24 protein-coding genes are annotated in these 23,097 nt (G+C 68.5%); 10 read left to right on the forward strand and 14 right to left on the reverse strand.

Annotation, left to right across the window (positions count from 1 at the left end; translation table 11 throughout):
• Window positions 1-17 precede the first annotated feature (17 nt).
• From A6I89_RS00400 to A6I89_RS00440, 9 genes are all read right to left on the reverse strand, one after another.
• Window positions 18-848: a class I SAM-dependent methyltransferase gene (locus A6I89_RS00400; protein WP_022597292.1), complete on the reverse strand. Its 831-nt coding sequence runs from the start codon at window positions 846-848 to the stop codon at window positions 18-20.
• Between the two features lie 154 nt (window positions 849-1,002).
• On the reverse strand, window positions 1,003-1,401 hold the full coding sequence (locus tag A6I89_RS00405) for a hypothetical protein (protein WP_005518460.1): 399 nt from the start codon (window positions 1,399-1,401) through the stop codon (window positions 1,003-1,005).
• Window positions 1,398-2,999: an acyl-CoA synthetase gene (locus A6I89_RS00410; RefSeq protein WP_022597291.1), complete on the reverse strand. Its 1,602-nt coding sequence runs from the start codon at window positions 2,997-2,999 to the stop codon at window positions 1,398-1,400. The genes A6I89_RS00405 and A6I89_RS00410 overlap by 4 nt, the downstream gene beginning before the upstream one ends.
• Complete coding sequence (gene hcaB / locus A6I89_RS00415; protein WP_022597290.1) at window positions 2,996-3,832, reverse strand: 3-(cis-5,6-dihydroxycyclohexa-1,3-dien-1-yl)propanoate dehydrogenase; 837 nt, start codon at window positions 3,830-3,832, stop codon at window positions 2,996-2,998. The genes A6I89_RS00410 and hcaB overlap by 4 nt, the downstream gene beginning before the upstream one ends.
• Complete coding sequence (locus tag A6I89_RS00420; protein ID WP_005518467.1) at window positions 3,829-4,698, reverse strand: alpha/beta fold hydrolase; 870 nt, start codon at window positions 4,696-4,698, stop codon at window positions 3,829-3,831. The genes hcaB and A6I89_RS00420 overlap by 4 nt, the downstream gene beginning before the upstream one ends.
• A 66-nt stretch (window positions 4,699-4,764) precedes the next feature.
• Window positions 4,765-5,334 carry an aromatic-ring-hydroxylating dioxygenase subunit beta gene (locus A6I89_RS00425; protein WP_005518469.1) on the reverse strand — a complete coding sequence of 190 codons (570 nt, stop codon included), beginning with the start codon at window positions 5,332-5,334 and terminating at the stop codon, window positions 4,765-4,767.
• A gap of 7 nt (window positions 5,335-5,341) precedes the next feature.
• Entirely contained in the window at window positions 5,342-6,568 is a 1,227-nt protein-coding gene (locus tag A6I89_RS00430; protein ID WP_022597288.1) for an NAD(P)/FAD-dependent oxidoreductase, read from the reverse strand.
• 8 nt (window positions 6,569-6,576) lie between these two features.
• Window positions 6,577-6,924 carry a bifunctional 3-phenylpropionate/cinnamic acid dioxygenase ferredoxin subunit gene (locus A6I89_RS00435; RefSeq protein ID WP_005518472.1) on the reverse strand — a complete coding sequence of 116 codons (348 nt, stop codon included), beginning with the start codon at window positions 6,922-6,924 and terminating at the stop codon, window positions 6,577-6,579.
• The gene (locus A6I89_RS00440; RefSeq protein ID WP_022597287.1) at window positions 6,921-8,258 is read right to left on the reverse strand and encodes an aromatic ring-hydroxylating dioxygenase subunit alpha; all 1,338 of its coding nucleotides are present in this window, start codon (window positions 8,256-8,258) and stop codon (window positions 6,921-6,923) included. The genes A6I89_RS00435 and A6I89_RS00440 overlap by 4 nt, the downstream gene beginning before the upstream one ends.
• A 238-nt stretch (window positions 8,259-8,496) precedes the next feature.
• On the opposite strand from A6I89_RS00440, the gene A6I89_RS00445 reads away from it, so the two are divergent.
• From A6I89_RS00445 to groL, 4 genes are all read left to right on the forward strand, one after another.
• Window positions 8,497-9,468 carry a zinc-binding dehydrogenase gene (locus tag A6I89_RS00445; protein WP_022597286.1) on the forward strand — a complete coding sequence of 324 codons (972 nt, stop codon included), beginning with the start codon at window positions 8,497-8,499 and terminating at the stop codon, window positions 9,466-9,468.
• Window positions 9,465-9,899, forward strand: coding sequence for a hotdog fold thioesterase (locus A6I89_RS00450; protein WP_005518477.1), 435 nt, complete (start codon window positions 9,465-9,467; stop codon window positions 9,897-9,899). The genes A6I89_RS00445 and A6I89_RS00450 overlap by 4 nt, the downstream gene beginning before the upstream one ends.
• Window positions 9,900-10,095: 196 nt before the next feature.
• The gene (gene groES, locus A6I89_RS00455) at window positions 10,096-10,398 is read left to right on the forward strand and encodes a co-chaperone GroES (protein WP_005518479.1); all 303 of its coding nucleotides are present in this window, start codon (window positions 10,096-10,098) and stop codon (window positions 10,396-10,398) included.
• Window positions 10,399-10,514: 116 nt separating this feature from the next.
• Complete coding sequence (gene groL, locus A6I89_RS00460; protein ID WP_005518482.1) at window positions 10,515-12,128, forward strand: chaperonin GroEL; 1,614 nt, start codon at window positions 10,515-10,517, stop codon at window positions 12,126-12,128.
• A gap of 76 nt (window positions 12,129-12,204) precedes the next feature.
• Here groL and A6I89_RS00465 read toward each other — a convergent pair whose 3' ends face one another.
• The 4 genes from A6I89_RS00465 to A6I89_RS00480 form a co-directional block, all read right to left on the reverse strand.
• Entirely contained in the window at window positions 12,205-12,909 is a 705-nt protein-coding gene (locus tag A6I89_RS00465) for an anti-sigma factor (RefSeq protein ID WP_013416852.1), read from the reverse strand.
• A 1-nt stretch (window position 12,910) separates the two neighbouring features.
• Window positions 12,911-13,576, reverse strand: a complete 666-nt coding sequence (locus A6I89_RS00470; protein WP_013416851.1) for a sigma-70 family RNA polymerase sigma factor — start codon at window positions 13,574-13,576, stop codon at window positions 12,911-12,913.
• 50 nt (window positions 13,577-13,626) lie between these two features.
• Window positions 13,627-14,286, reverse strand: coding sequence for a fasciclin domain-containing protein (locus tag A6I89_RS00475; protein ID WP_022597285.1), 660 nt, complete (start codon window positions 14,284-14,286; stop codon window positions 13,627-13,629).
• A gap of 161 nt (window positions 14,287-14,447) precedes the next feature.
• Window positions 14,448-14,738: a WhiB family transcriptional regulator gene (locus A6I89_RS00480; protein WP_005518489.1), complete on the reverse strand. Its 291-nt coding sequence runs from the start codon at window positions 14,736-14,738 to the stop codon at window positions 14,448-14,450.
• A gap of 497 nt (window positions 14,739-15,235) precedes the next feature.
• Here A6I89_RS00480 and A6I89_RS00485 point away from each other — a divergent pair, with 497 nt between their 5' ends.
• The 3 genes from A6I89_RS00485 (at window position 15,236) to A6I89_RS00495 (ending at window position 17,720) form a co-directional block, all read left to right on the forward strand.
• On the forward strand, window positions 15,236-16,039 hold the full coding sequence (locus tag A6I89_RS00485; RefSeq protein WP_022597284.1) for a hypothetical protein: 804 nt from the start codon (window positions 15,236-15,238) through the stop codon (window positions 16,037-16,039).
• A 129-nt stretch (window positions 16,040-16,168) separates the two neighbouring features.
• Complete coding sequence (locus tag A6I89_RS00490) at window positions 16,169-16,747, forward strand: sigma-70 family RNA polymerase sigma factor (protein WP_005518491.1); 579 nt, start codon at window positions 16,169-16,171, stop codon at window positions 16,745-16,747.
• Window positions 16,740-17,720, forward strand: coding sequence for an anti-sigma-D factor RsdA (locus tag A6I89_RS00495; RefSeq protein WP_022597283.1), 981 nt, complete (start codon window positions 16,740-16,742; stop codon window positions 17,718-17,720). Before A6I89_RS00490 ends, A6I89_RS00495 begins: the two co-directional genes overlap by 8 nt.
• Window positions 17,721-17,820: 100 nt before the next feature.
• Here A6I89_RS00495 and A6I89_RS00500 read toward each other — a convergent pair whose 3' ends face one another.
• On the reverse strand, window positions 17,821-18,225 hold the full coding sequence (locus A6I89_RS00500) for a DUF5319 domain-containing protein (protein WP_005518494.1): 405 nt from the start codon (window positions 18,223-18,225) through the stop codon (window positions 17,821-17,823).
• A gap of 193 nt (window positions 18,226-18,418) precedes the next feature.
• Between A6I89_RS00500 and guaB the strand changes: the two genes are divergently transcribed.
• The 3 genes from guaB to A6I89_RS00515 all read left to right on the forward strand — a co-directional run bounded on the left by guaB (window position 18,419) and on the right by A6I89_RS00515 (window position 23,064).
• Window positions 18,419-19,942, forward strand: a complete 1,524-nt coding sequence (gene guaB, locus A6I89_RS00505; RefSeq protein WP_037084990.1) for an IMP dehydrogenase — start codon at window positions 18,419-18,421, stop codon at window positions 19,940-19,942.
• A gap of 30 nt (window positions 19,943-19,972) precedes the next feature.
• Window positions 19,973-21,112 carry a GuaB3 family IMP dehydrogenase-related protein gene (locus A6I89_RS00510; protein ID WP_005518496.1) on the forward strand — a complete coding sequence of 380 codons (1,140 nt, stop codon included), beginning with the start codon at window positions 19,973-19,975 and terminating at the stop codon, window positions 21,110-21,112.
• A 200-nt stretch (window positions 21,113-21,312) separates the two neighbouring features.
• Entirely contained in the window at window positions 21,313-23,064 is a 1,752-nt protein-coding gene (locus tag A6I89_RS00515) for a GMC family oxidoreductase N-terminal domain-containing protein (protein ID WP_005518497.1), read from the forward strand.
• Window positions 23,065-23,097: the final 33 nt, after the last annotated feature.

The raw sequence follows: 23,097 nt of genomic DNA on the forward strand, positions 1-23,097 counted from the left end.
GATCGAGACGCCGCAGTTTATCCGTTTCGCCCGGACGCGCCCTGGCCCGGCAGCCGGGCGTGCGTGAATCGGACCAGCTCCATGGGTTGCAGTGCGTCCGTCCGATCCCAGAACCCCGGAGGGGTCGAGTCGGCCTCACCGATCGACTGGGCGGTGGACCATCCCGCCGCGTCCAGCCACACGTCGAGCTCGACGGCGGTGGGTGTGCAACGCCACGGCTCGCCCTGCGCGCCGACCGCCGCCGCGACGGCCTCGGCGTAGTCGCTGCCCGCCTGATCGCGGTGGGCAGCGGGAACGATGTGGTCGAACACCAACTCGGATCCCGGCGCGAGGGCGCCGAGGGATGTGAAGGTCCTCCGGACGGCGTCGGCGTCGAGATACATCGACACCCCGAGCCACGACACGAACACGGGCTCGTCGACTCGCAGACCGGCGTGTACCAGTTCCGAAACCGGGTCGTCGACGGCGAGGTCGACCGCCACCGGCACGCCGAGGTCCGAGGTGCCTGCGCCGTCGAGGAGCGTCCCACGCCACGCGAGCACACCGGCCAGGTCGACGTGCCACACGGTGCACGACGGCGGCACACGCCACGCCGACGTGTCGAGACCCGCGCCCAGCACCACGTACTGCCGGATGCCGGACGCACGAAGCAACTGTTCGGCGTACGCGCTGCGGGCGGCGGCCGACACCCGAGCGGCTGCCAGCACCGGTTCGGAGGGGTGGGCGAGATGGAAGTCGAGCGGGGACGGGCTGCCGGCGGCCTCGCAGAGCAGGCGCGCGGTGTCGTCGACGATCAGATGCGGGGGAGGGTCCACGACTGCGTGGGCGGCTCGGGCGGCAGCGGACATGAGGGCCGAAGGACTCGGCGTGACAGGTGTATTCACCTCAACCAAGTACCGGAACCGGAGGGCAATTGCCGGGAGGCGCGCCGCGCGAAGGCTCGAAAACAGCTGAAGGGCGGCCGAATTCGGACGAATCCGGCCGCCCTTCGGGCTGGCGTACTCAGAGGGGTAGGTCGTCGACGGCGGTCGGTGCGTCGGCAACCCAACCCGGTTCGAGGACCAGGAGCGACAGTTCGGTGATCTCACCGCGTTCTTCCGCTACGTCGACGTCGACGACGTAGCGGAATCCGGCGTCCTCGGCGAAGCCGATTGCGTCGAGGTCGCCGGCCGGTACCGGCAGCACGACGCGTCGACATGCGGGGTTCTCCCGCAGGATCTGTTCCCCGAGGCCGCGGAGGGCGTCGGGGTCCCCGAGGCCGCGCAGATCGAGTTCGAGGTCGGCGATGCCGGCGGGGTACGCGTTCCCGAGGGGCCCGCGCACAGCGAACCGTGCGCGGACCTCGTGCGGCGTGCCACCGTCGTCGACGGTGTACGTCAGCGGCCAACCCGGGATGCTCATCGGCCCAGCGAACCGTGTCCGTCGGCCGCCAGCTTGCGCAGCGACACCTTGTCGAGCTTTCCGGATCCGTTGCGCGGCAGCGAGTCCAGCACGAGGATCTCCTTCGGCAGCTTGTACCTGGCGAGGCGCTCGCTCGTGAAGTCGCGGATCTCCTCGAGCGTCGGGTCGGTGTCGGTGGACACCACGAGGACGGCGACGACGATCTCGCCCCACTTGGCGTCGGGGGCGCCGACGACCGCAGCGTCCGTGACGCCGGGGTACTCGACGAGTACCCGCTCGACCTCGGCCGGGTACACGTTCTCGCCGCCCGTGATGATCATGTCCTTGATCCGGTCGACGATGTACAGGAAGCCGTCCTCGTCGAGACATCCCAGGTCACCGGAGTGGAACCAGTTCTCGGCGTCGAACGCGGCGTCCGTGGCCTGCTGGTTGGCCCAGTAGCCCGGGGTCACGTTCGGTCCCCGAACGCAGATCTCGCCGGCCGCGTTGGGCTCGGTGAGCGTTGCGCCCGTGACCGGGTCGACGATCTTGATCTCGCAGAACGGCATCGGCAGACCGGCCGACGACGCCCGCTCCAGGGTCCGCTCGGGTGGCAGCGACGTCGCGAACGGCGCGGTCTCGGTCAGCCCCCACGCCTGCTGCAGCGCGACACCGTGGTGGCCGTACTCCTTGACCAGGCTCGGCGGCACGGGCGCCCCCGCGACGATCGCCGACCGCAGCTGCGACAGGTCCGCGTCGGCGAACTGCGGCAGCTGGGCGACGGCGGAGAACATCGCGGGCACCGCGAAGATGGTGTTGACCTTGTACTCGACGAGGTCCGCGAGGGTCTGCGCCGGGTCGAAGCTGCGTCGCACCAGCGTCGCGCCACCGCGGGCGAGGCTGCGCAGCGTGAACGAGTTGAGGCAGCCGATGTGGAACAACGGCGCCACCGCGAGGTTGACGTCGCTGCGGCTGGTCTCGACAACCGAGTCCACGTTGAACGAGTTCCACCAGATGTTGCCGTGGGTGAGCATGACGCCCTTGGGGCGCCCGGTGGTGCCCGACGTGTACATGAGCGCCGCCAGGTCGTCCGCGTACCGGGGCAGCGGCGACAGGGCGATGTCCAGATCGGCGCCGCGCGCGAGGGCCGCCGTCAGCCGCTCCCAGCGCTCGGCCGGCTCGTCCGTCAGCGGCACCGCGTCGTCGTTGTCGACCGCGATCAGGCGCGGCGGCAGGACCGCCGGGTCGATCTCGTCGACGACGGGCATGTGGCCGGGCTCGACGATCAGGACGCGCGGTCCGAAATCGCCCAGCTGGTAGGCGATCTCGGCAGCGGCCAGGCGAAAGTTGATCGGCACGAACACGCCGCCCACCCACGCCGAGGCGAGGTAGGTCACGAGGAACGTCGGACTGTTGAGCCCCAGGTAGGCCACCCGGTCGCCCTTGCGGATGCCGGACGCGTGGAGGGTCAGTGCCATCGCGTGCACGCGCGCCGTCAGTTCGCGGTAGTCGACCGTGCGGTTCTCGTAGATCAGTGCGGTGCGGTCACCGTGCAGTCGGCCCAGGTTCTGCAGCGCACGCGCGGGGCTGATGTCGACAGGATGCTTCTCGGTGCTCACAGATCGTCTCCGCCTGCCGCGGTGCGGAACCCACGGGCGGCGATGCCGCCGTCGACGGGAATGATCGCACCGGTGATGTTGGAGCTGTTGGCCGACGAGGCCAGCAGCACGTAGGGCGCCGTGAAATCGGCGGGATCGACGCTCGCGTCGTGCAGCGGCAGCAGCGGGTTGTCGCCCGTCGTGGCGCTGCGGGCGAACGACGCCTCGATGGAACGCTCGGCCATGCCCATCGACTCCGGGCCGCGCAGGTCGGTGCGCATGCCGCCGGCGGCGACGCCGTTGACCCGGACCTTGGGGGCCAGCTCGTACGCGAGTTCGAGCACCAGTCCGCGGCACGCATGCTTGCTCGCGGTGTACAGCGGACCGCCTCCGTTCGGATAGAAGGCCGAGTTCGACAACGTCATCACGACGCTGCCGCGGGTCTTGACCAGCTCCCGCCACGACGCCTCGACGGCCAGCAGGTAGCCCTTGACGTTGATGGCGAACAGTTCATCGAACGCCGCCGACAACGATTCGCCGTCGAGCCGAGTGATCGAGCGCTGGTAGTCCCAGATACCCGCATTGGGCACCAGGGTGTCCAGTTTACCGAAGCGTGCGACGGCCTCCGAGACCGCGCGATGCTGGTCGGCGGTGGAGCGGACGTCGGCCTCCACCGTGTGGACGCGGTCGCCGCGATCGCCGGCCGCCTCCACCAGTTCGCCGAGCTTGACGGGATCACGGTCCGCGACGACGACCGACGCGCCCTCGTCGAGGAACCGCTCGGCAACGGCCCGACCCAGACCGGAGCCACCACCGGTGATGAGGGCGACGTTGCCCTCGAGCCACCCGGTCACTGGTCCTCCAGGAAGTCCACCACGAGCCGCTCGAACTCCTTCTGTCGTTCGACCTGGACCCAGTGCCCGCACTTGCTGAAGGCGTGCAACTGCACGTTCGGAATCTGCTTGAGCATCAGCTGCGAACCCTCGAAAGTGATGGTCCGGTCCTCGGTGCCCCACAGCAGCAGCGTCGGCGCCTTGATCTCGTGGGCGTCGCGCCACAGCGGATCCATGCCGTGACGACGCGCGAACGCGGCGTTGTAGCGGTGGTAGAACTCGATGTGGCTCTCGTCCAGCGACGCCTCGTAGCGGGCCTCGATGTTGGCGTCGTCGAACTGCTTGGGGTCGGCGACCATGGTGCGGACGAAGTCCTTCATCTTCTTCACCGAGGGGCCGCCGCCGTTGTAGTAGCGGAACATCGCCTTCTGGCCCTCGGTGGGCGTCGGGCCGAACGGGAGCCAGCCGCCGCCCGGAGCCATGAGCACCAGCCGGGTGACGCGGTGCGGGATCGCCAGTGCCAGGGCGATCGCCGCGGCCCCACCGAGGCTGTTGCCCATCAGGTGGAACTCCTCGATCCCCATCGCGTCGAGCGTCTGGATCAGCGCGTCCACCGTGATCTGCGTGATGCTCCGCTCCTGGAGGTCTTCCTCCGTGGGGCGGTAGCTGCCACCGAAGCCCGGCTGGTCCGGCAGCACGACCTTGAAGTGCGGCGTCAGAGCCGGCAGGTTCTGGCTGTAGTTGGCGATCGCCGACGCGCCCGGCCCACCGCCGTGCAGCATCACCAGGACGGGGCCGGTGCCGGCCTCGCTCACCTTGATAGTGCCGAGCGAGGTCTCGACCTCGCGGGTGGTCACGGCCGTCTCTGCCGCTGCATTCGTTGTCACTGTGTCACGCGCTCCTTGTGTCTGGGGAGGATCGTCGCCTGGGTGTTCCGAGCAGGAATGAGGGGATCAGAAGAAGGTGCTGATGTTCTTGGCCAGCAACACGTTCTGGTCGAGAAGGATCGTGCGGCGGGCGACCACCAGATCGCCGCTGCCGGTCTCGCGGAGGATGTCCTCGCGACCGCCCGAGTAGATGTCGACCTCACGCTCGAGCCGGTTGCGGTAGACGATGAAGTTCGAGCGCGCGTACCACTGCCCGATCTCCTGTTCGTCCGTGTCCGCGTGGCGGACGACGACGTTGCTCACCAGATGGCGGGTGCGCGACGGCGGATCCTCGGCCCAGGCCATGCCGGAATCGAAGCGCCGGATGCGCCAGGCGAGGCTCGCGCGGGTCTCGTCGAAGAACGCAGCCTCCCCGCGGGCCGCGACCGCGAGAGACTGCTGACGGCGCAGGCGGTTGCTGCGGGTGGGTGCCCAGTAGTGCAGGTCCTCCGCGAGCAGGTCGAGCCAGTCGGTGAAACGGCCGTCGTCGATCAGTTCGGCTTCGTGGAAGTACAGCTGCTGCACACGGAAATGCGTGGCGGCGTCGGCGATCTGCCGTTGGGCGGGGACCGCCGCCGAGGTGGTGTCGGTTGCCATGGTCAAGTCATCCTTTGGCGAGCTTGCGCAGATTCACGGACGGATCGGCCAGAGCGGCCGGATCCACCGGAAGAGCGCGGTCGATGATGATGCGCGCGGCCCGCACTGCGGGACCGCCGTCGATGAACGCGGCTCCGACCAGGGTGTTGCCCCGGACTCGGAACACCATCTGCGGGCGGGTTGCGTCGTCGGGGTGCAGCCGGATCACGGTCTCGCCCTCGGCGGTCATCGATCCGACGCCCTGCACGTGGATCCCGTGCCGGTCGGACCAGAACCAGCCCGCACACTCGGGGTCGGGTTCCTGCCCCAGGACGCGGGCGGCGACCGCGCGTCCGTTCAGTTGTGCTGCTTCCCAGTGCTCTTCGCGTCGGTGCAGGGTGCCGTCGCTGTCGCGTCGGCGCGCGACGTCACCGGCTGCGAACACCGCCGGGTGGCTCGTGCGGAAGTGCTCGTCCACGAGCACTCCGCCGTCCACCTCGAGTCCCGCGGCCTCCGCGAGTTCGGTCGACGGGATCGACCCGATGCCCACGAGTACCGCATCGGCCGGCAGTTCCTCGCCGGTGGTGAGCACGACGGTCACGGTGTCGCCGGTCTGCCGGATCTCCGAGACGCCCGCGGTGTGCACCGCGATGCCGTGCTCGGCGTGCTGGGCGTGCAGGTAGCGCGCCAGTTCCGGGCCCACCGCGGGAACGATCGGCGGGTCGATCGGGTCGACCAGCGTCACCTGGGCCCCGAGCTGCAGTGCCGCCGAGGCGGTTTCGGCGCCGATCAGGCCGGCGCCGATCACGACGAGGCGTGCGCCCGGGACGAGCCGCGCCTTGAGCGCGCGGGCGTCGTCGATGGTGCGCAGCAGATGCACCTGCGGCAGGTCGCCGCCGGGTACCGGCAGCGGACGGGCACCGGCGCCCGTGGTCAGGATGGTCACGTCTGCGTCCAGGCGGGTGCCGTCGGCGAGTTCGACGACGCCCTCGTCCGGCTTCAGCGCCGTGACCGGTGACCCGGTGCGCAGCGTGATCCGCTGCACGGCATACCAATCCGGTTTGGCCAGCGCGAGGTCGGACTCGTCGGCGGTGCCGAACATGAACGCCTTGGACAGCGGCGGACGGTCGTACGGGGTGGGTCCGCCGTCGATCAGCGTGATCTCACCCTCGAAGCCGCGGGCACGGAGCTCGCCGGCGGCACTGACACCGGCGAGTCCGCCGCCCACGACGACGATGCGCTCGGGAATGCTCATGGGATCGGTCACTCCGCAGCGGCCTGGCCGGGGTACAGCCAGATCTCGTCGCCCTCGACCTCGACCTTGTGGGCCGCGACGTCCTCGGTGGCGGGCATGGACAGCACGGACCCGGTGCGCAGGCAGAACTTGCCCGAGTGCAGCGGGCACTCGACCTGGCCGCCCTCGATCCAGCCGTCCGCGAGGGACGCCTCGCCGTGGCTGCAGCGATCGTTGAGTGCGAAGTACTCGCCCTCGTCGTGGAAGACGGCGATCGGCTCACCCGTGCCGGTCTGCTCGGCGTCGACGACCAGCGCCTCGCCGTCCTCGATGTCGCCGACCGCGCCGACCTTGATCTTGCTGATGGTCTCGCTCACTTCGCGCCCTTTTCGTGCCATGCCGGTGTGTTCATCAGTTCTGCCCAGCGTCGGTAGAAGCCACGTCCGGCAGCGTCGCTGTACAGCTCGCTCGTCTTACCGGGGTAGACGCCGTCCTCGCGCTCGGAGCCCAGGCCCATCTGGTAGTTCAGCGGCACACTGTTGGTCATGAAACCGCCTGCGATGGACTGGCACTCGCTCCAGTTCTCTCCGTCGTCCTGCTCGAAGATGCCGCTGGGACCGAAGGTGCGCAGGTTGTAGAGACGCTGCGCCTCACGCACGTCCTCGGGCATCGACTTGTCGACGATGGTCCACGCCCAGACCTCCATCTTGTCCGGACCCTTCGGGTGCCAGACGCGGATGCTGCCGTTGACGGGTAGGTACGAGAAGTTGGGGAAGACGGTGGCGTGACCGGTCGTCATCGGACCCTCGACGCGCTCGTCGCCCAGGCGCTCACGCAGCGCGTCGTAGTCGTAGTACTCGTGCACCGGCTGCGCGTCGAACCGGCTGCGCGGGTGCGTCGGGAAGCCGGCACCGTGCCCCAGTGGATCGCTGAACTGACGGCCCGGGGTGTTGACGATCTCCGACTTCGGTCCGCGGCCGGTGGGGGAGAGCACCATCAGCGCCGACGCGTGCGACATGTTGACGTGGTACCAGTCGGTGGCGAACTGCTCGGCCGCCAGTTTCCAGTTGCCGTCGAGCACCCACTTGTGGATCCCGCCGACGGCGACCGTGCCCTCCGGATCGCGATCGAGCATCGCGTCCATGTAGTAGGTCATGCCGCCGAGCGCTTCCTTCAGCGGCGGGGCCGCCGGGTTCCACGTCGCGAAGATCAGACCGTGATAGGTGTCGAGCTGGGCGACCTCGACCAGGCCCCAGTCCTTCTTGTCGAAGGACTCCGGGTAGCCGGCCTCGTTCGGGACGCTCACCAGCTTGCCGGCGGTGTCGAAGCTCCAGCCGTGGTAGGTGCACGTGAAGTTCTTGGTGGCGCCGAAGTCGGCGCGGCACACCCGGGCGCCGCGATGACGGCACGAGTTGAGGAATGCCCGGATCTTGCGGTCCTTGCCCATCGAGACGATGACGGGGTCCTCGCCCATGTAGGTGGTGAGGAACTCGCCGGGCTTGGAGATCTGCGACGTGTGGCCCAGGAACAGCCAGCTCGGGGCGAAGATGCGGCGCAGCTCCTGCTGGTAGATCGACTGGTCGGTGAAGACCGCGCGATCGACGAAGCCGTTGTCGGTGTCGACCATCGTCGACACGTCGACGAACTTGGTCAGGGCGGCCGGCCGCTGGATCGAGCCCGAGGTCGGGCTGCCTCCATCGGAGGTACACATGAGTCGTCTCCCTTGCACTTCGGCGATGCTGACGATGACGTGACATCGACCGGCCGGATGCGAACCCGGCCGGGTATGACAACAGGAGACAGCCGCGACGGCTTTCGATGCCAGCGGTCGTGCCGAGGTGCGGAACGCGCGCTCGCGCGGGAGACGGGGCCCCGTCGAACATGGGTACCCGAACAGATGTTTCGCAGCGCCGCACCCGGTCGCTGTGTCCGACAGCACAGGAGATTCCATGCTCGCAGCCGTCGCCGTCGCCCAGAACGCGGACGACCCGCTGGGAGGACTCGAACTCCGCGAGGTCCCCGATCCGGTCGTCCCGGACGGCTGGGCCAAGGTCGCGGTGCGTTCGTCCGCCCTCAACATGCACGACGTGTGGACGCTTCGTGGCGTCGGGCATCCCGCCGACCGGATCCCGATGATCCTCGGCTGCGATGCGGCCGGCGTCGACGAGAACGGCAACGAGGTGATCGTCTACCCGGTGATCGCCGACGCCGACGGCGGCATGGGCGACGAGACGCTCGACCCGAACCGCGCCCTGCTGTCCGAGCAGCACGACGGCGCGTTCGCCGAGTACCTCGTGGTGCCCCGCCGCAACCTGATCCCCAAGCCGGACTGGTTGTCGTTCGACGAGGCCGCGTGCCTGCCCGTCGCGTGGACCACCGCGTACCGGATGCTGTTCACCCAGGCGCAGATCAAGGCCGGCGACCGCGTGCTGGTGCAGGGCGCCGGGGGTGGCGTCGCCACGGCCGCGATCAGCCTGGCCGCGGCTGCCGGTGCCAAGGTGTACGCCGCGAGCCGCAGTGCCGACAAGCGTGCCACCGCACTCGAACTGGGGGCACACGCTGCTGTCGAGGCCGGCGCCCGCCTGCCGGAGAAGGTCGACGTCGTCATCGAGACGGTCGGCGAGGCCACGTGGGCGCACTCCATGCGTTCGCTGCGACCGGGCGGCACGATCGTCATCGCGGGCGCGACGTCCGGCTCCAACCCGCCCGCCGACCTCACCCGGATCTTCTACCTGCAGCAGCGCATCCTCGGCTCGACCGGATGCACGCGCGCCGAACTGGTGTCGATGCTGCGGATGATGGAGGCCACCGGTCTGCGGCCGAAGATCGATCGCGTCATCCCGCTGCAGGACATCCACGCGGGCTTCCAGGCGATGATCGACGGTGACGTCAACGGCAAGGTCGTGGTGAAGGTTTCGTGAGCATCTGGTTCGGGGAGCCCAGCGTCGAGTTGGTCAACCGCAAGGGCGCCGACACCCTCAACCGGAATCTCGGCATCGAGCTGACCCGGTTCACCGACAATTCGCTCGAAGGCCGCATGCCGGTCGACGAACGGACCAAGCAGCCCGCCGGAGTCCTGCACGGCGGGGCGTCGGTCGCGTTCGCCGAGACCCTCGCGAGCTGGGCGTCGATCTTCGCGGTGGATCGCAGCAGGTTCCACTGCGTCGGCATGGAGATCAACGCCAACCACGTGCGTCCGGTGAGCTCGGGATGGGTCCACGGCGCAGCGACGCCGCTCGCGATCGGTCGCAAGACACACGTGTGGGAGATCAAGATCGTCAACGACGAGGGCAAGCTCGTGTGCGTCTCCCGCTGCACCATGGCGGTGCTCGACATGCCGTCGCAGTACTGACGGCACCGGATTCGGGGTGTCGGCTCTCGGTTTGCCTTGAGTGCTGGCACTCGCATGTATAGAGTGCTAGTCGACACTGAGCGAGTCCCGGCACCCGCGACGACGGGGCACGTGAGGGGTCACGTGGTGACTGAACTGATCGTGGTCCGAGGAACAGCCTCGGGCCCAACGAACCCCTGAAAGTGGAGGGCTCATCGTGGCGAGCGTGAACATCAAGCCGCTCGAGGACAAGATCCTCGTCCAGGCCAACGAGGCCGAGACGACGACTGCCTCCGGCCTGGTCATCCCCGACACGGCGAAGGAGAAGCCCCAGGAGGGCACCGTCGTCGCCGTCGGCCCCGGCCGCTGGGACGAGGATGGCGAGAAGCGCATCCCCCTGGACGTCCAGGAGGGTGACACCGTCATCTACAGCAAGTACGGCGGAACCGAGATCAAGTACGCCGGCCAGGAGTACCTGATCCTGTCGGCTCGCGACGTTCTGGCTGTCGTCGCGAAGTAAGCCTCACGCCTCCCGCCCCGGAGTTCCTCATCGGACCCGGGGCGGAGTGCGTTTCCGGCGGTAACCCTGAAATCCGTTTCGGGACGAAACCCTGAATCTCAGGAGTAGCTGAATCAATGTCCAAGCAAATTGAGTTCAACGAGAAGGCCCGGCGCGCGCTCGAGCGCGGCGTCGACCAGCTCGCCGACGCCGTCAAGGTCACCATCGGCCCCCGCGGTCGGCACGTGGTGCTCGCCAAGGCATTCGGCGGCCCGACCGTCACCAACGACGGCGTGAGCATCGCGCGCGAGATCGAGCTCGAGGACCCGTTCGAGAACCTCGGTGCGCAGCTCGTCAAGAGCGTCGCCACCAAGACCAACGACGTCGCGGGCGACGGCACCACCACCGCCACCGTCCTGGCCCAGGCTCTGGTCAAGGCCGGTCTCAAGAACGTTGCGGCAGGCGCGAACCCGATCGCTCTCGGCGTCGGCATCTCCAAGGCCGCAGACGCGGTCTCGGAGGCTCTGCTCGCCGCCGCCACCCCGGTCGAGGGCAAGAACGCCATCGCGCAGGTCGCCACCGTCTCCTCGCGTGACGAGGAGATCGGCGAAATGGTCGGCGAGGCCATGACCCGCGTCGGCGTCGACGGCGTCGTCACCGTCGAGGAGTCCTCGACGCTGCACACCGAACTCGTCGTCACCGAGGGCGTCCAGTTCGACAAGGGCTTCCTGTCGCCGTACTTCATCACCGACATCGAGGCACAGCAGGCGGTCCTCGAGGATGCCCTGGTCCTTCTCTACCGCGAGAAGATCAGCTCCCTGCCCGAGTTCCTGCCGCTGCTCGAGAAGATCGCCGAGTCCGGCAAGCCGGTCCTGATCATCGCCGAGGACATCGAGGGCGAGTCGCTCTCCACCCTCGTCGTGAACTCGATCCGCAAGACCATCAAGGCCGTCGCAGTGAAGGCACCGTTCTTCGGTGACCGTCGCAAGGCGTTCCTCGAGGATCTCGCCGTCGTCACCGCCGGCACCGTGATCACCGCCGACATGGGCGTCACGCTCAAGGACGCCGGCCTGGACCTGCTGGGCAGCGCCCGTCGTGTCGTCGTCACCAAGGACGAGACCACGATCGTCGACGGCGCGGGCACCGAGGCCGACATCGAGACCCGCGTCGGACAGCTCAAGCGCGAGATCGAGAACACCGACTCCGACTGGGACCGTGAGAAGCTCGAGGAGCGTCTCGCGAAGCTCGCCGGTGGCGTCGCCGTCATCAAGGTCGGCGCGGCCACCGAGACCGACCTCAAGGAGCGCAAGTTCCGTGTCGAGGACGCGGTCAACGCGGCCAAGGCCGCGGTCGAGGAGGGCATCGTTCCCGGTGGCGGTTCCGCCATCGTGCAGGCCGGTCTGGCCCTCACCGACCTCGCCGCGTCGCTCTCCGGCGACGAGGCCACCGGTGTCGAGGTCGTGCGGACCGCGCTCGAGGCTCCGCTGTACTGGATCGCCACCAACGCCGGTCTCGACGGGGCCGTCGTGGTCAGCAAGGTCTCCGAGGCGCCCAAGGGCCACGGCTTCAACGCCGCGACCCTCACCTACGGCGACCTGCTCGCCGACGGTGTCGTGGACCCGGTCAAGGTGACCCGCTCCGCGGTCGTCAATGCCGCGTCGGTCGCTCGCATGGTGCTGACCACCGAGTCGGCCGTCGTCGAGAAGCCCACCGAGGAAGCAGCGGACCACGGCCACGGCCACGCCCACTGATCTGCTCGGCAAGCGCTGACGCGAAAGACCCCCGGACGAATCCGTCCGGGGGTCTTCTGCTGTCGCGAGATGCGCCTCAGGTGAGCGGAATGGACGCGAACATCGTTCCTGTCGGGTACGAGGACCCGCCGGGGGGTTCCACCGTGAAACCGAGCTGCGTCGCGCCGTCGATACCCTCGAGCACCGCCGTGGTGGTGGGAGACACCTGGTCCGGCCCCATCGTGCCGGCGGGCACCGGTTCGTCCCCACGGACGAGCCACATCTGATAGACGGTGTCGGGCTTCGGCGGCGTGACACCGTTCATCACCAGCATCGCCGCGTTGGCTTCCTTCGAATACATCGTGGTCGCCGTGCCGCCGCCGGGAATCTCCGCCGTCACCGAGTGCATGTCCGACGCCGCGAGGATCTGGGCGGTCACCGGCGTCGCGGGCGGTGTCTCGGTCAGTTGGCGACCGATCACGACTCCGCCGACGAGTAGGACGACGGCCGCTGCCACGGACGCCATCGTGATCTGCCACCGGCGCTTGCTGTTTCGCCGCTTCGCGAGGTCGTCACCCGACACCTGACGCAGCAGGTCGCGGCGCAGTGCCGCGGGCGGGGTGACGGCGACGAGCGAACTTGCGGCCGCCATCGTCTCGCGAGCCAATCGCACGGCGGTGTCGAACTCCGCCCGGGTCGTCTCGTCGGCGTCGGCCAGGCGAGCGTCCAGCGCACGCAGGTCCTCGTCGTCGAGGGCGTGGAGGGCGTACAGGTGCGCCCACTCGATCAGATCGTCGTCCACGTCACATCACCCCCAGACATCCTCTGAGCCTTGCCAATCCATCTCTGATGCGGGTCTTCACCGTCGGTACGGCGACGCCCAGTTCGCTTGCCACTTCGCGGTAGGTCCGGCCGCCGTAGTAGGCGAGCGTCACCGACTGGCGTTGGATGTCGGTGAGGGTCTGCATACAGTCGACCACCGCCTGACGTTCGGCGCGGCGCGTGACCTCCTCCGTGACCTCGTCGAACTCGTCGGTCCGGTTGGCGGTCTCGTACACGATCTCGCGATCGGTGTGCGACTGTTCCGAGCGGACCCGGTCCACGGCCCGGCGATGCGCGAGCGTCATCAGCCACGACAGCGGCGACCCGCGCCCGGGGTCGAAGGTCGCCGCGGACTTCCAGACCTGCAGGTAGATCTCCTGTGTGGTCTCCTCGGAAAAGCCCGGATCACGGAGCACCCGCAGAACCAGTCCGTACACGCGCGGACCGGTGCGGTCGTAGAAGGACGCGAAGGCGGCCTCGTCGCCACTCGCGATCCGGGTCAGAAGGATTCGCAGTTCGTCGGACTCGGCACGGCGGACAGCTACGAGTTGCACATTGTCCGCGGGGCAGGAGTCGTCCCCGCCGGAGGATCCGGCCGAACTCACATTTGCTCGCTCGGGTGCATAGTGGACAACCGTAGCGTGCATCGGCCGGATCCTCTCGCAGGGTGGTGACGGTGGTGCGTTCTACCCCGGATCTACTGCGGCATCAGGACCGAATCGATCAGGTAGACGGTGGCATTCGAGGTCTGCACGCCACCGCACACCACGCCGGCCTCGTTCACCTTCAGATCGTCACCCGATCCGGTGACGGTGACGTCGCCGCCCTCGACGGTCGCGTGGGTGCCGTCGACATCGCTCGGCGCCAGCTGACCGGGCACCACGTGGTAGGTCAGGATCTTGGTGAGCAGGGCGTCGTCGGTCTTGAGCTGCTCGACCGTGGCGGGATCGAGCTTCGCGAACGCCGCATCGGTGGGCGCGAACACCGTGAACTGGCCGCCGTTGAGGGTGTCGACGAGGTTCACGTCCGGGTTGAGCTGGCCGGACACCGCGGCGGTCAGCGTCTTGAGCATCGGGTTGTTCGACGCGGCGACCGCCACCGGATCCTGCGCCATGCCCGCGACCGAGCCCGGGCCGTCCGGAACCGTGGCCGCGTACTCGGCGCAGCCCGGGCCCACCAGATCGGCGGCAGGGGCGGCGGTGCCCGACATCGCCGACGTCGTCGGGCTCTGCATCATCGTCGTGGTGCTGGTCGCCGTGGCCGAATCGCTGGAGTCGTCCGAGGAGCACGCGCTCGCGCCGAGCAATGCGATCGAAACGGTGGCGGCGACGGCGAGGGTGCGGGTCTTCGTGATCATGGGACTGCCTTCCTGACGGATGTTCCGTGCATTGTCGGTAAGTGCTTCGGAGCGGTGCGTCGGGCGGACGGGTCCGAGTTTTCGACTCCTGGGCGGCGGCGCACACGACGAAGCCCGGGACACCTGTGCGTGGTGGTGGTGTCCCGGGCTTCGGCGAGTGGTCAGGCGATGCGGCGCCGTGACTGTCGGGTCAGGGTTTCGCGCTCGGACTCCGACATTCCTCCCCAGATGCCGTACGGCTCACAGACGGTCAGCGCATGGTTCCGGCACTGCGCCAGCACCGGGCAACTCCGGCACATCTCCTTCGCGCGGCTCTCCCGCTGTGCTCGTGCACGTCCTCGTTCTCCGTCCGGATGAAAGAACACCGAGGACTCGACGCCACGACACAGCCCCCGCATCTGCCAATCCCAGATGTCGGCGTTGGGGCCGGGTAGATGGTTCGGAACAGGCATCAGTACTCCTCTGTCAGCAGGCTCGCGGTGGTACTGCGAGCGGCCCGCCACCCCCCGGGTGGACGAGACCAATGAATCGGTCATGCCCCGCAACCGTAAAGGTGTATACGAAATCGCGTCAACACTTTCAGCTAGTGGCGATTTGCATATCTCCGACGCGGAGAATTAACGCCCTGGACATTTACATCCGAGGCGGGGTGTGATTGCGTGCCGGTAAGGGCCGTGAACACGTTCCTGCACGTGGTCGCGCGTGTCTGTTGAACGGTCGTCCTGAATGTTCTCGCTCTGTGGGTTACTCCCGAGTATTCTTCGAGCATTGCCGTTAACCGCACCGCCACACATTCTTCAAAATTGAAGGAGACCGTTGCTGTGGCGCGCCCATTGTCGACGCGGGATATAGTTTGACGGTCGTCCAGTTGGAGAATTGTCAACTATCCCGAATTCGCGCCGGTCGCCCGCGCCGCGGGGGAGCGGACGGGCGGTGCGATGATCACCCGATGCTGCTCGACGTCGCGTTCGGCTCCACCCCCGGCAGGAGCCCGTTGCCGGATCCCGCCGACTCCGCCGATCGGGCCGACCGCTGGTTGCGCGCTGTCGCGCTGGGCGGGCAGGGCCGATATGCGCAGGCCCGGGCGGCACTCGACGACCTCGAGCGCCGGCCGGGGCTCGACCCCGCGTTGGCCTCGCTGGCGTCGAGCACGCGCGCCTCGCTGCTGCGCCAGCTGGGTGGCCATGCGAAGGCGTCCGAGTACGACGGCGCGGCGCTCGCTCTGCTCGGAAGCAGCGGTCCGGACGACCGGCGCTGGCACGAGGCCCGCTGCGATGCGCTCACCGGACTCGCCGCAGACGCACTCGGATGCGGCCGGCTCGCGCTCGGCCGGCGATTGCTCGAGCGGTGTGCCGCGCACCTCGCGGGCGTCGGCGACGAGGACGCACTGTGGCGTCAGCACGTGCGCCTCGACTGGGTCACAGCCGAGATCGCCCTGGCATCCGGCGACTTCGCCACCGCCACGACCCGTACCGACAGTGCCGTCGCGCGATCGGCCGAACATCCGTCGGTACGCCACCGCGTCAAGTCGGCCCTGCTGTCGGCGGCCGCGGCGACGGGGCTTCCCACCCCGGACCGTGCGATCGAGACGGCCCGCGCGGTGCTCGCCGACAGCGGGACGCACGGGCTGCTACCACTGCGGTGGGCGGCGGCGATGCTGCTGGACGGAGTGAGTCCGGATCCGGCCGTGCGGACGGTGCGCGACGAGTGTGCCGCGGAGATCGCTCACCGGGGTGGGCGGTTCGCGAAATGAGCGTCGGATATTCGGACGATGCGATGGCGCGTCGGGCTCTGTAGTTAGAGTGACAGATGTTCCGCTGCGAGGTGGAAGCACACCCGGCTGGGGGGACGTGCCACTGTAACGCCAGGATCCGCTCTGACGATGTCAAACACGGGTGAGGAGTTGAACTCCGCAGTCGCCGCTGCCGCGCAAGGTGACCGGAACGCTCTGTCCCAGGTTCTCGCCAGTATCCGCCCTTTGGTCGTGCGGTATTGCAGGGCCCGGGTCGGTGCTGCCGAACGAGGCCAGCTGTCTGCGGACGACGTGGCGCAAGAGGTGTGCCTCGCGGTGATGACGGCGCTTCCCAGGTACCAGGACCAGGGTCGCCCGTTCATGGCTTTCGTGTACGGAATCGCCGCGCACAAGGTGGCGGATGCACACCGAAACGCGGCGCGTAACAAATCCGATCCTGTTGCTGAAGTACCAGATGTCGTATCCGCGGACGACAGCCCGGAGGAACGGGCTCTCAACTCGGAGACGAGCCGACAGGTGAACGCTCTGCTGCAGACGCTTCCCGAGAAGCATCGCGAGATCCTCGTCCTCCGGCTCGTCGTCGGGTTGTCGGCCGAGGAGACGGCGGCGGCAGTCGGTAGTACTGCCGGAGCTGTGCGCGTGGCTCAACACCGGGCCCTCGCGAAGTTGAAGAAGGAAGTGACGAAAGCAGGTGAGAGACATGGCTAGGGGCAACAGTGGCGAGCCGGGCGACCCCCACGCCGATCTCGCCGGAAACGGCATGCCGATCGATGTCGCCGCGGTCCGCCGTGACGACGCCCTGATCGACGCGATCTCCGCCGAAGGGCCCGTTGCGACGGACAGCCCGGAGGAGTACCAGGTCGCGGCTCTGCTCTCGAACTGGCGTGCCGAGATCCTCGCGCAGCCGATGCCGGCCGAACCGGACCTCGACGACATCGTCGCGCGGGTCCAGGCCGAACTCGGTGCCAGGGATGCTCTCGTCACCCGCACCCGATCGGGCCGCAGCCACCTGCGACTGCTTCGTCCGATCGCCGCGGCGGCCGCCGTCGTCGCGATCGCGATGGGCGGCATGACGATCTTCTCCTACAACGCCGAACCCGGCGATCCGCTGTGGGGTGTCAAGCAGGTCGTCTTCACCGAACGGGCCGCGTCCACCGTCGCGAAGATCGACACCACGTCCAGCCTCGAGGAAGCCGAGCGGCTCATCGCGTCCGGCGATGCCGCCGGGGCCAAGGCGAAGCTGGACTCCGCAGGTGCCCGCGCGAACGCGGTCAACGAGGCCGGAACGCGGGACGAACTGAACGTCTGGCGCGAGCGGTTGCTGACCGAGTTGCAGAGGGCCACCACGGCGCCTGCGCCGATAGTGCCGCCGGCGCCCGACCCCTCCACGTCCACCGCCGTCGACTCGTCGACGATCGACCCCGGTGCGGAACTGTCGCCGTCGAACCCGGGACTACCGGGCCTCCCTATCGACCCGCGTTCGCTCGGCATCCTGCCCGGCACGTCGACCGCGCCCTCGTCGTCGGCCGCGGCGTCCTCGACACCCACCACCAACCCCGCGACCCCGTCGTCGGGGACACCGACACCGACGACGACCACTACGGCACCGTCGTCGACGTCGACCACGAAGGCATCGAGCGGATCCCTGGGCGGGCCGTCACCGGCCACCCCGTCTCCCTGACCGGGGGGCATACGGCAGCACGACTACGGCCCGGCGAGTTTCCTCGCCGGGCCGTAGTCGTCGTTCGTGGGGCCGGGGATCGGCCTCGGAGAATCGAGCCTCAGATATCGAAGCCGTCGCCGTGCAGTGCGTCGTTCATCGACGCGTCCGCGTAGCCGCGGCAGTAATCCCACGTCACGTACGCGTCGGGGGACGGGTCGTAGGCCGGCTCGTGCGGGCGAACCGTGCCGTCCACGAGCAGCTGGAGGAGGTTTGCGCGCAGCATGTCCCAGTCGTGGTAGTGGTCCTGCTGGCAATCGTCGCAGCACACCACGAGTCCGCGGATGCCGCGGTGGCTCAGGAGTGCTTCGTACACCGCGAGATCCGCGAGATCTTCCTCCACTGCGAGACGCTCGTGGGGATCGAGCGGCTGACCCGGCTCGATCGCGTCGAGCGCAGCGGACGGGTCGGCGGGGTCACCAGCGAAGGGGTCCGGGGGAAGGCCGGGAGGCAGTTGATCGCGCACAACACCACGGTACGCAGGTCAGCCCGGTCTGCGCTAGCTGATCACGCCCGGTGCGTCGCGGAGCGGCCGTGCGCCGCCCGGAGCGAGCCGATATCCGCGAGCCGATACCATGGACGGCGGGCGAAGGAATAGTTTCCGGCGTCCACACCTTCTTCCTTTACCGATCGACGCTTGATGGAGGGACCCGAGCCGCATGAGTAGTTCCGCAGGGCACGTGCACACCGGGGGAGACGACCCGAACAAGGTTGCGATGCTGGGTCTCACCTTCGACGACGTGCTGCTGCTGCCCGCGGCATCGGACGTCGTCCCGAACCAGGTCGACACCTCGACCCAGCTGACGCGCGAGATTCGGCTGGGCGTGCCGCTGGTGAGTTCCGCGATGGACACCGTCACCGAGGCCCGCATGGCGATCTCGATGGCGCGTGCCGGCGGCATGGGTGTGCTGCACCGCAACTCGTCCGTCGAAGCGCAGTCCGGATGGGTCGAGACCGTCAAGCGTTCCGAGGCCGGCATGGTCACCGATCCGGTCACCTGCAAGCCGACCGACACCATCGCCGACGTCGAGGCGATGTGCGCCCGCTTCCGCATCTCCGGTCTCCCGGTTGCCAACGATGCGGGCGAACTCGTCGGCATCATCACCAACCGCGACATGCAGTTCGAGGTCGACCAGAACCGGCAGGTCGCCGAGGTGATGACCAAGGCTCCGCTGATCACCGCGCGCGAGGGTGTCACCGCCGAGGTCGCGCTCGGCCTGCTGCGCCGCCACAAGGTCGAGAAGCTGCCGATCGTCGACGGCCAGGGCAAGCTCACCGGCCTCATCACGGTCAAGGACTTCGTCAAGACCGAGCAGTACCCGAACGCCACCAAGGACCGCGACGGCCGCCTGCTGGTCGGCGCCGCGGTCGGTGTCGGCGACGACGCGTGGACCCGCGCGATGACGCTCACCGACGCGGGTGTCGACGTGCTCGTCGTCGACAGCGCCCACGGACACTCCCGCGGTGTGCTCGAGATGATCACCAAGCTCAAGGGCGAGATCGGTGACCGCGTCCAGCTCATCGGCGGCAACGTCGCCACCCGGGCAGGCGCCCTCGCGCTGGTCGAGGCCGGCGCGGACGCCGTCAAGGTCGGTGTCGGTCCCGGCTCGATCTGCACCACCCGTGTCGTCGCCGGTGTCGGCGCCCCGCAGATCACGGCGATCCTGGAAGCCACCGCGGCGTGCAAGGCGCTCGGTGTCCCGGTCATCGCGGACGGCGGCCTGCAGTTCTCCGGTGACGTCGCCAAGGCCCTCGCGGCCGGCGCGTCCACCGCCATGCTGGGCTCCCTGCTGGCCGGCACGGCCGAGTCCCCGGGCGAGCTGATCCTGGTCGGCGGCAAGCAGTTCAAGAGCTACCGCGGCATGGGGTCGCTCGGCGCGATGCAGAGCCGGGGCCAGGGCAAGTCCTACTCCAAGGACCGCTACTTCCAGGACGACGTCCTCGCCGAGGACAAGCTGGTCCCCGAGGGCATCGAAGGGCGCGTGCCGTTCCGCGGCCCGCTCGGCCAGGTCATCCACCAGCTCGTCGGTGGCCTCCGCGCGGCAATGGGATACACCGGTTCCGCCTCGATCGAGCAGCTGCAGGAAGCGCAGTTCGTCCAGATCACCGCGGCCGGCCTCAAGGAGAGCCATCCGCACGACATCACCATGACGGTCGAAGCGCCCAACTACGCTGCCCGCTAAGCACACAACACAATCGAGAAAGGGGCGCGCGTGCGCGACCTCGTCGAAATCGGCATGGGCAGAACTGCCCGACGCACCTACGAGTTGGACGACATCAACATCGTTCCCTCTCGCCGGACCCGTTCCTCCAAGGAGGTGTCGACGGCCTGGCAGATCGATGCGTACCGCTTCGACATCCCGGTGCTGGCTCATCCGACCGACGCGCTGGTGTCGCCGTCGTTCGCGATCGAGCTCGGCAAGGCCGGTGGTCTCGGTGTCATCAACGGTGAGGGCCTGTGGGGTCGGCACGCCGACGTCGAGCAGAAGCTCGTCGAGCTGGCGGAGATGGCGGAGAAGGAAGTCGATCCGGACGCCGCGGTCGCACGCCTGCAGGAACTGCACGCCGCGCCGATCCAGCCCGGCCTGCTGGCCGCCGCCGTCGCGCAGGTGCGCGATGCGGGGATCACGACGGCCGTCCGGGTCAGCCCGCAGAACGCCCGCGCGCTCACCCCGGAGCTGATCAAGGCCGGTATCGACCTGCTGGTCATCCACGGCACGATCATCTCGGCCGAGCACGTCGCCCACGGGGACAGCGAGCCGCTGAACCTCAAGACGTTCATCTCCGAGCTCGATGTCCCGGTCATCGCCGGCGGCGTGAGCGATCACCGCACCGCGCTGCACCTCATGCGCACCGGTGCGGCCGGCGTCATCGTGGGCTACGGCTCCACCGAGGGCGCCACCACCACCCGTGAGGTGCTCGGCATCGGCGTGCCGATGGCGACGGCGATCGCCGATGCCGCGGCGGCGCGGCGCGACTACCTCGACGAGACCGGTGGCCGCTACGTGCACGTCATCGCGGACGGCGACATCACCACCTCCGGTGACTTCGCGAAGGCAATCGCGTGCGGCGCCGACGCGGCCGTCATCGGTGCGCCCCTCGCGGTCGCGCAGGAGGCTCCCGGCGGCGGCTGGTTCTGGCCGTCCGCGGCGGCACACCCGTCGATGCCGCGCGGCTCGCTGCTGCCGGTGTCGTACGGCGAGCGTCCCGCACTCGACCAGGTGCTCAACGGACCGTCGGACGACCCGTACGGTTCGCTCAACTTCGTCGGCGGCCTGCGTCGGTCGATGGCGAAGTCGGGCTACTCCGACCTCAAGGAGTTCCAGAAGGTCGGCCTGAGCGTCCGCGCCTGATCCGTCTCTTCCACTGTGGCCGAATGTCACACCCGTTCAGTCCTGAACGGGTGTGACATTCGGCCACAGTCGTTCGGGGGTATCGACCACCGTGTGTGGAACCTCTGGTTACAGTTAGGGCACCCTTGTGGCTCGGGTCACAGGAATGCGGTGCATACTGGCGAGTAGCAAACCCGGTTTTCTTCGGTGGAGGTGTGCAAATGGGCAAGCAGCGTGCAACCGACTACGACGTGCTCGTCGTCGGCTCCGGATTCGGTGGCAGCGTCACTGCGCTCCGGCTGGTCGAGAAGGGCTACAAGGTCGGGGTGCTCGAGGCAGGCCGTCGCTATGCGGACGCCGACTTCGCCAAGACGTCGTGGGATCTCAAGCGGTTCCTGTGGGCGCCGGCCCTCGGCTGCTACGGCATCCAGCGCGTCCACCTGCTGCGCGACGTCCTGATCCTCGCGGGCGCGGGCGTCGGCGGCGGGTCGCTCAACTACGCCAACACCCTCTACAAGCCGCCTGCGTCGTTCTTCCAGGATCCGCAGTGGCGCGACATCACCGACTGGGATTCCGAACTCACGCCGCACTACGAGCAGGCCCGCAAGATGCTCGGCGTCGTGCAGAACCCACACATGACGCCCGCCGACGAGGTCATCAAGTCGGTCGCCGAGGACATGGGCGTGGGCGACACGTTCATCCAGACACCAGTCGGCGTGTTCTTCGGTGAGCCCGGCAAGACCGTGGAGGATCCGTACTTCGGCGGCGCCGGCCCCGCCCGCACCGGCTGCATCGAGTGCGGCGAGTGCATGACCGGCTGCCGGCACGGCGCCAAGAACACGCTGATCAAGAACTACCTCGGCCTCGCCGAGAAGGCCGGCGCGACGATCGTGCCGATGACCACTGTCGAGTCGCTGCACGAGGCGTCGGACGGTACGTGGGACGTCGTGACTCGGCGTACCGGCGCCAAGGTCCGCAAGAACCACAAGACCTACACCGCGAAGTACGTCGTCGTCGCGGCCGGGACGTGGGGCACCCAGCACCTGCTGCACAAGATGAAGGACACCGGCACGCTGCCCAAGCTGTCGGACCGGTTGGGCGAGCTCACCCGCACCAACTCGGAGTCGATCGTCGGAGCCGGGAAGTACAAGGTCGATCCCGCGATGGAGCTCACGAAGGGTGTCGCGATCACGTCGTCGTTCCATCCGACGTCCGACACCCATATCGAGCCCGTCCGCTACGGCAAGGGCTCCAACGCGATGGGGCTGCTGCAGACGCTCATGACCGACGGTGACGGACCCACCCCGCGGTGGGTGAAGCTGCTCGGCATCATCGCGAAGAACCCGGCGCAGATGTTGCGGATGCTGTCGGTGCGGAATTGGAGCGAGCGCACGATCATCGCGCTCGTCATGCAGAATCTCGACAACTCGATCACGACCTACACCAAGCGGGGTGTCCTCGGCCGCCGCAAGGTCACCAGCAGGCAGGGCCACGGTGAGCCCAACCCGACGTGGATCCCGGTCGGCAACGAGGCCACCCGGCGGATCGCCGACAAGATCGACGGCGTCGCCGGCGGCACGTGGGGCGAGGTGTTCAACATCCCGCTCACGGCGCACTTCCTCGGCGGGTGCACGATCGGCGCCGATGCCGACCACGGCGTCATCGACCCGTACCACCGCGTGTACGGATACCCGACGCTCAGTGTCGTCGACGGCGCCGCGGTCTCGGCCAACCTGGGCGTCAACCCGTCGCTGACCATCAGCGCGCAGGCCGAGCGGGCGGCATCGCTGTGGCCGAACAAGGGCGAGCAGGACAATCGACCCGCACAGGGTGCTCCTTACCAGCGGATTCCCGCCGTCGCGCCGAACTCGCCGGTGGTCCCCGCCGGAGCCCCGGCCGCGCTGACCCTGCCGATCGTCGAGATCCGCGGAGGTCAGAAGGAGGAGACCGAGGCGGGCAGCGGGGTCGCCTAGGCCGCGGAAGGCGTCGGAGCTGCGCCTATTAGA

Origin of the sequence: Prescottella equi (assembly GCF_002094305.1) — a bacterium.
Lineage (GTDB): Bacteria > Actinomycetota > Actinomycetes > Mycobacteriales > Mycobacteriaceae > Prescottella > Prescottella equi.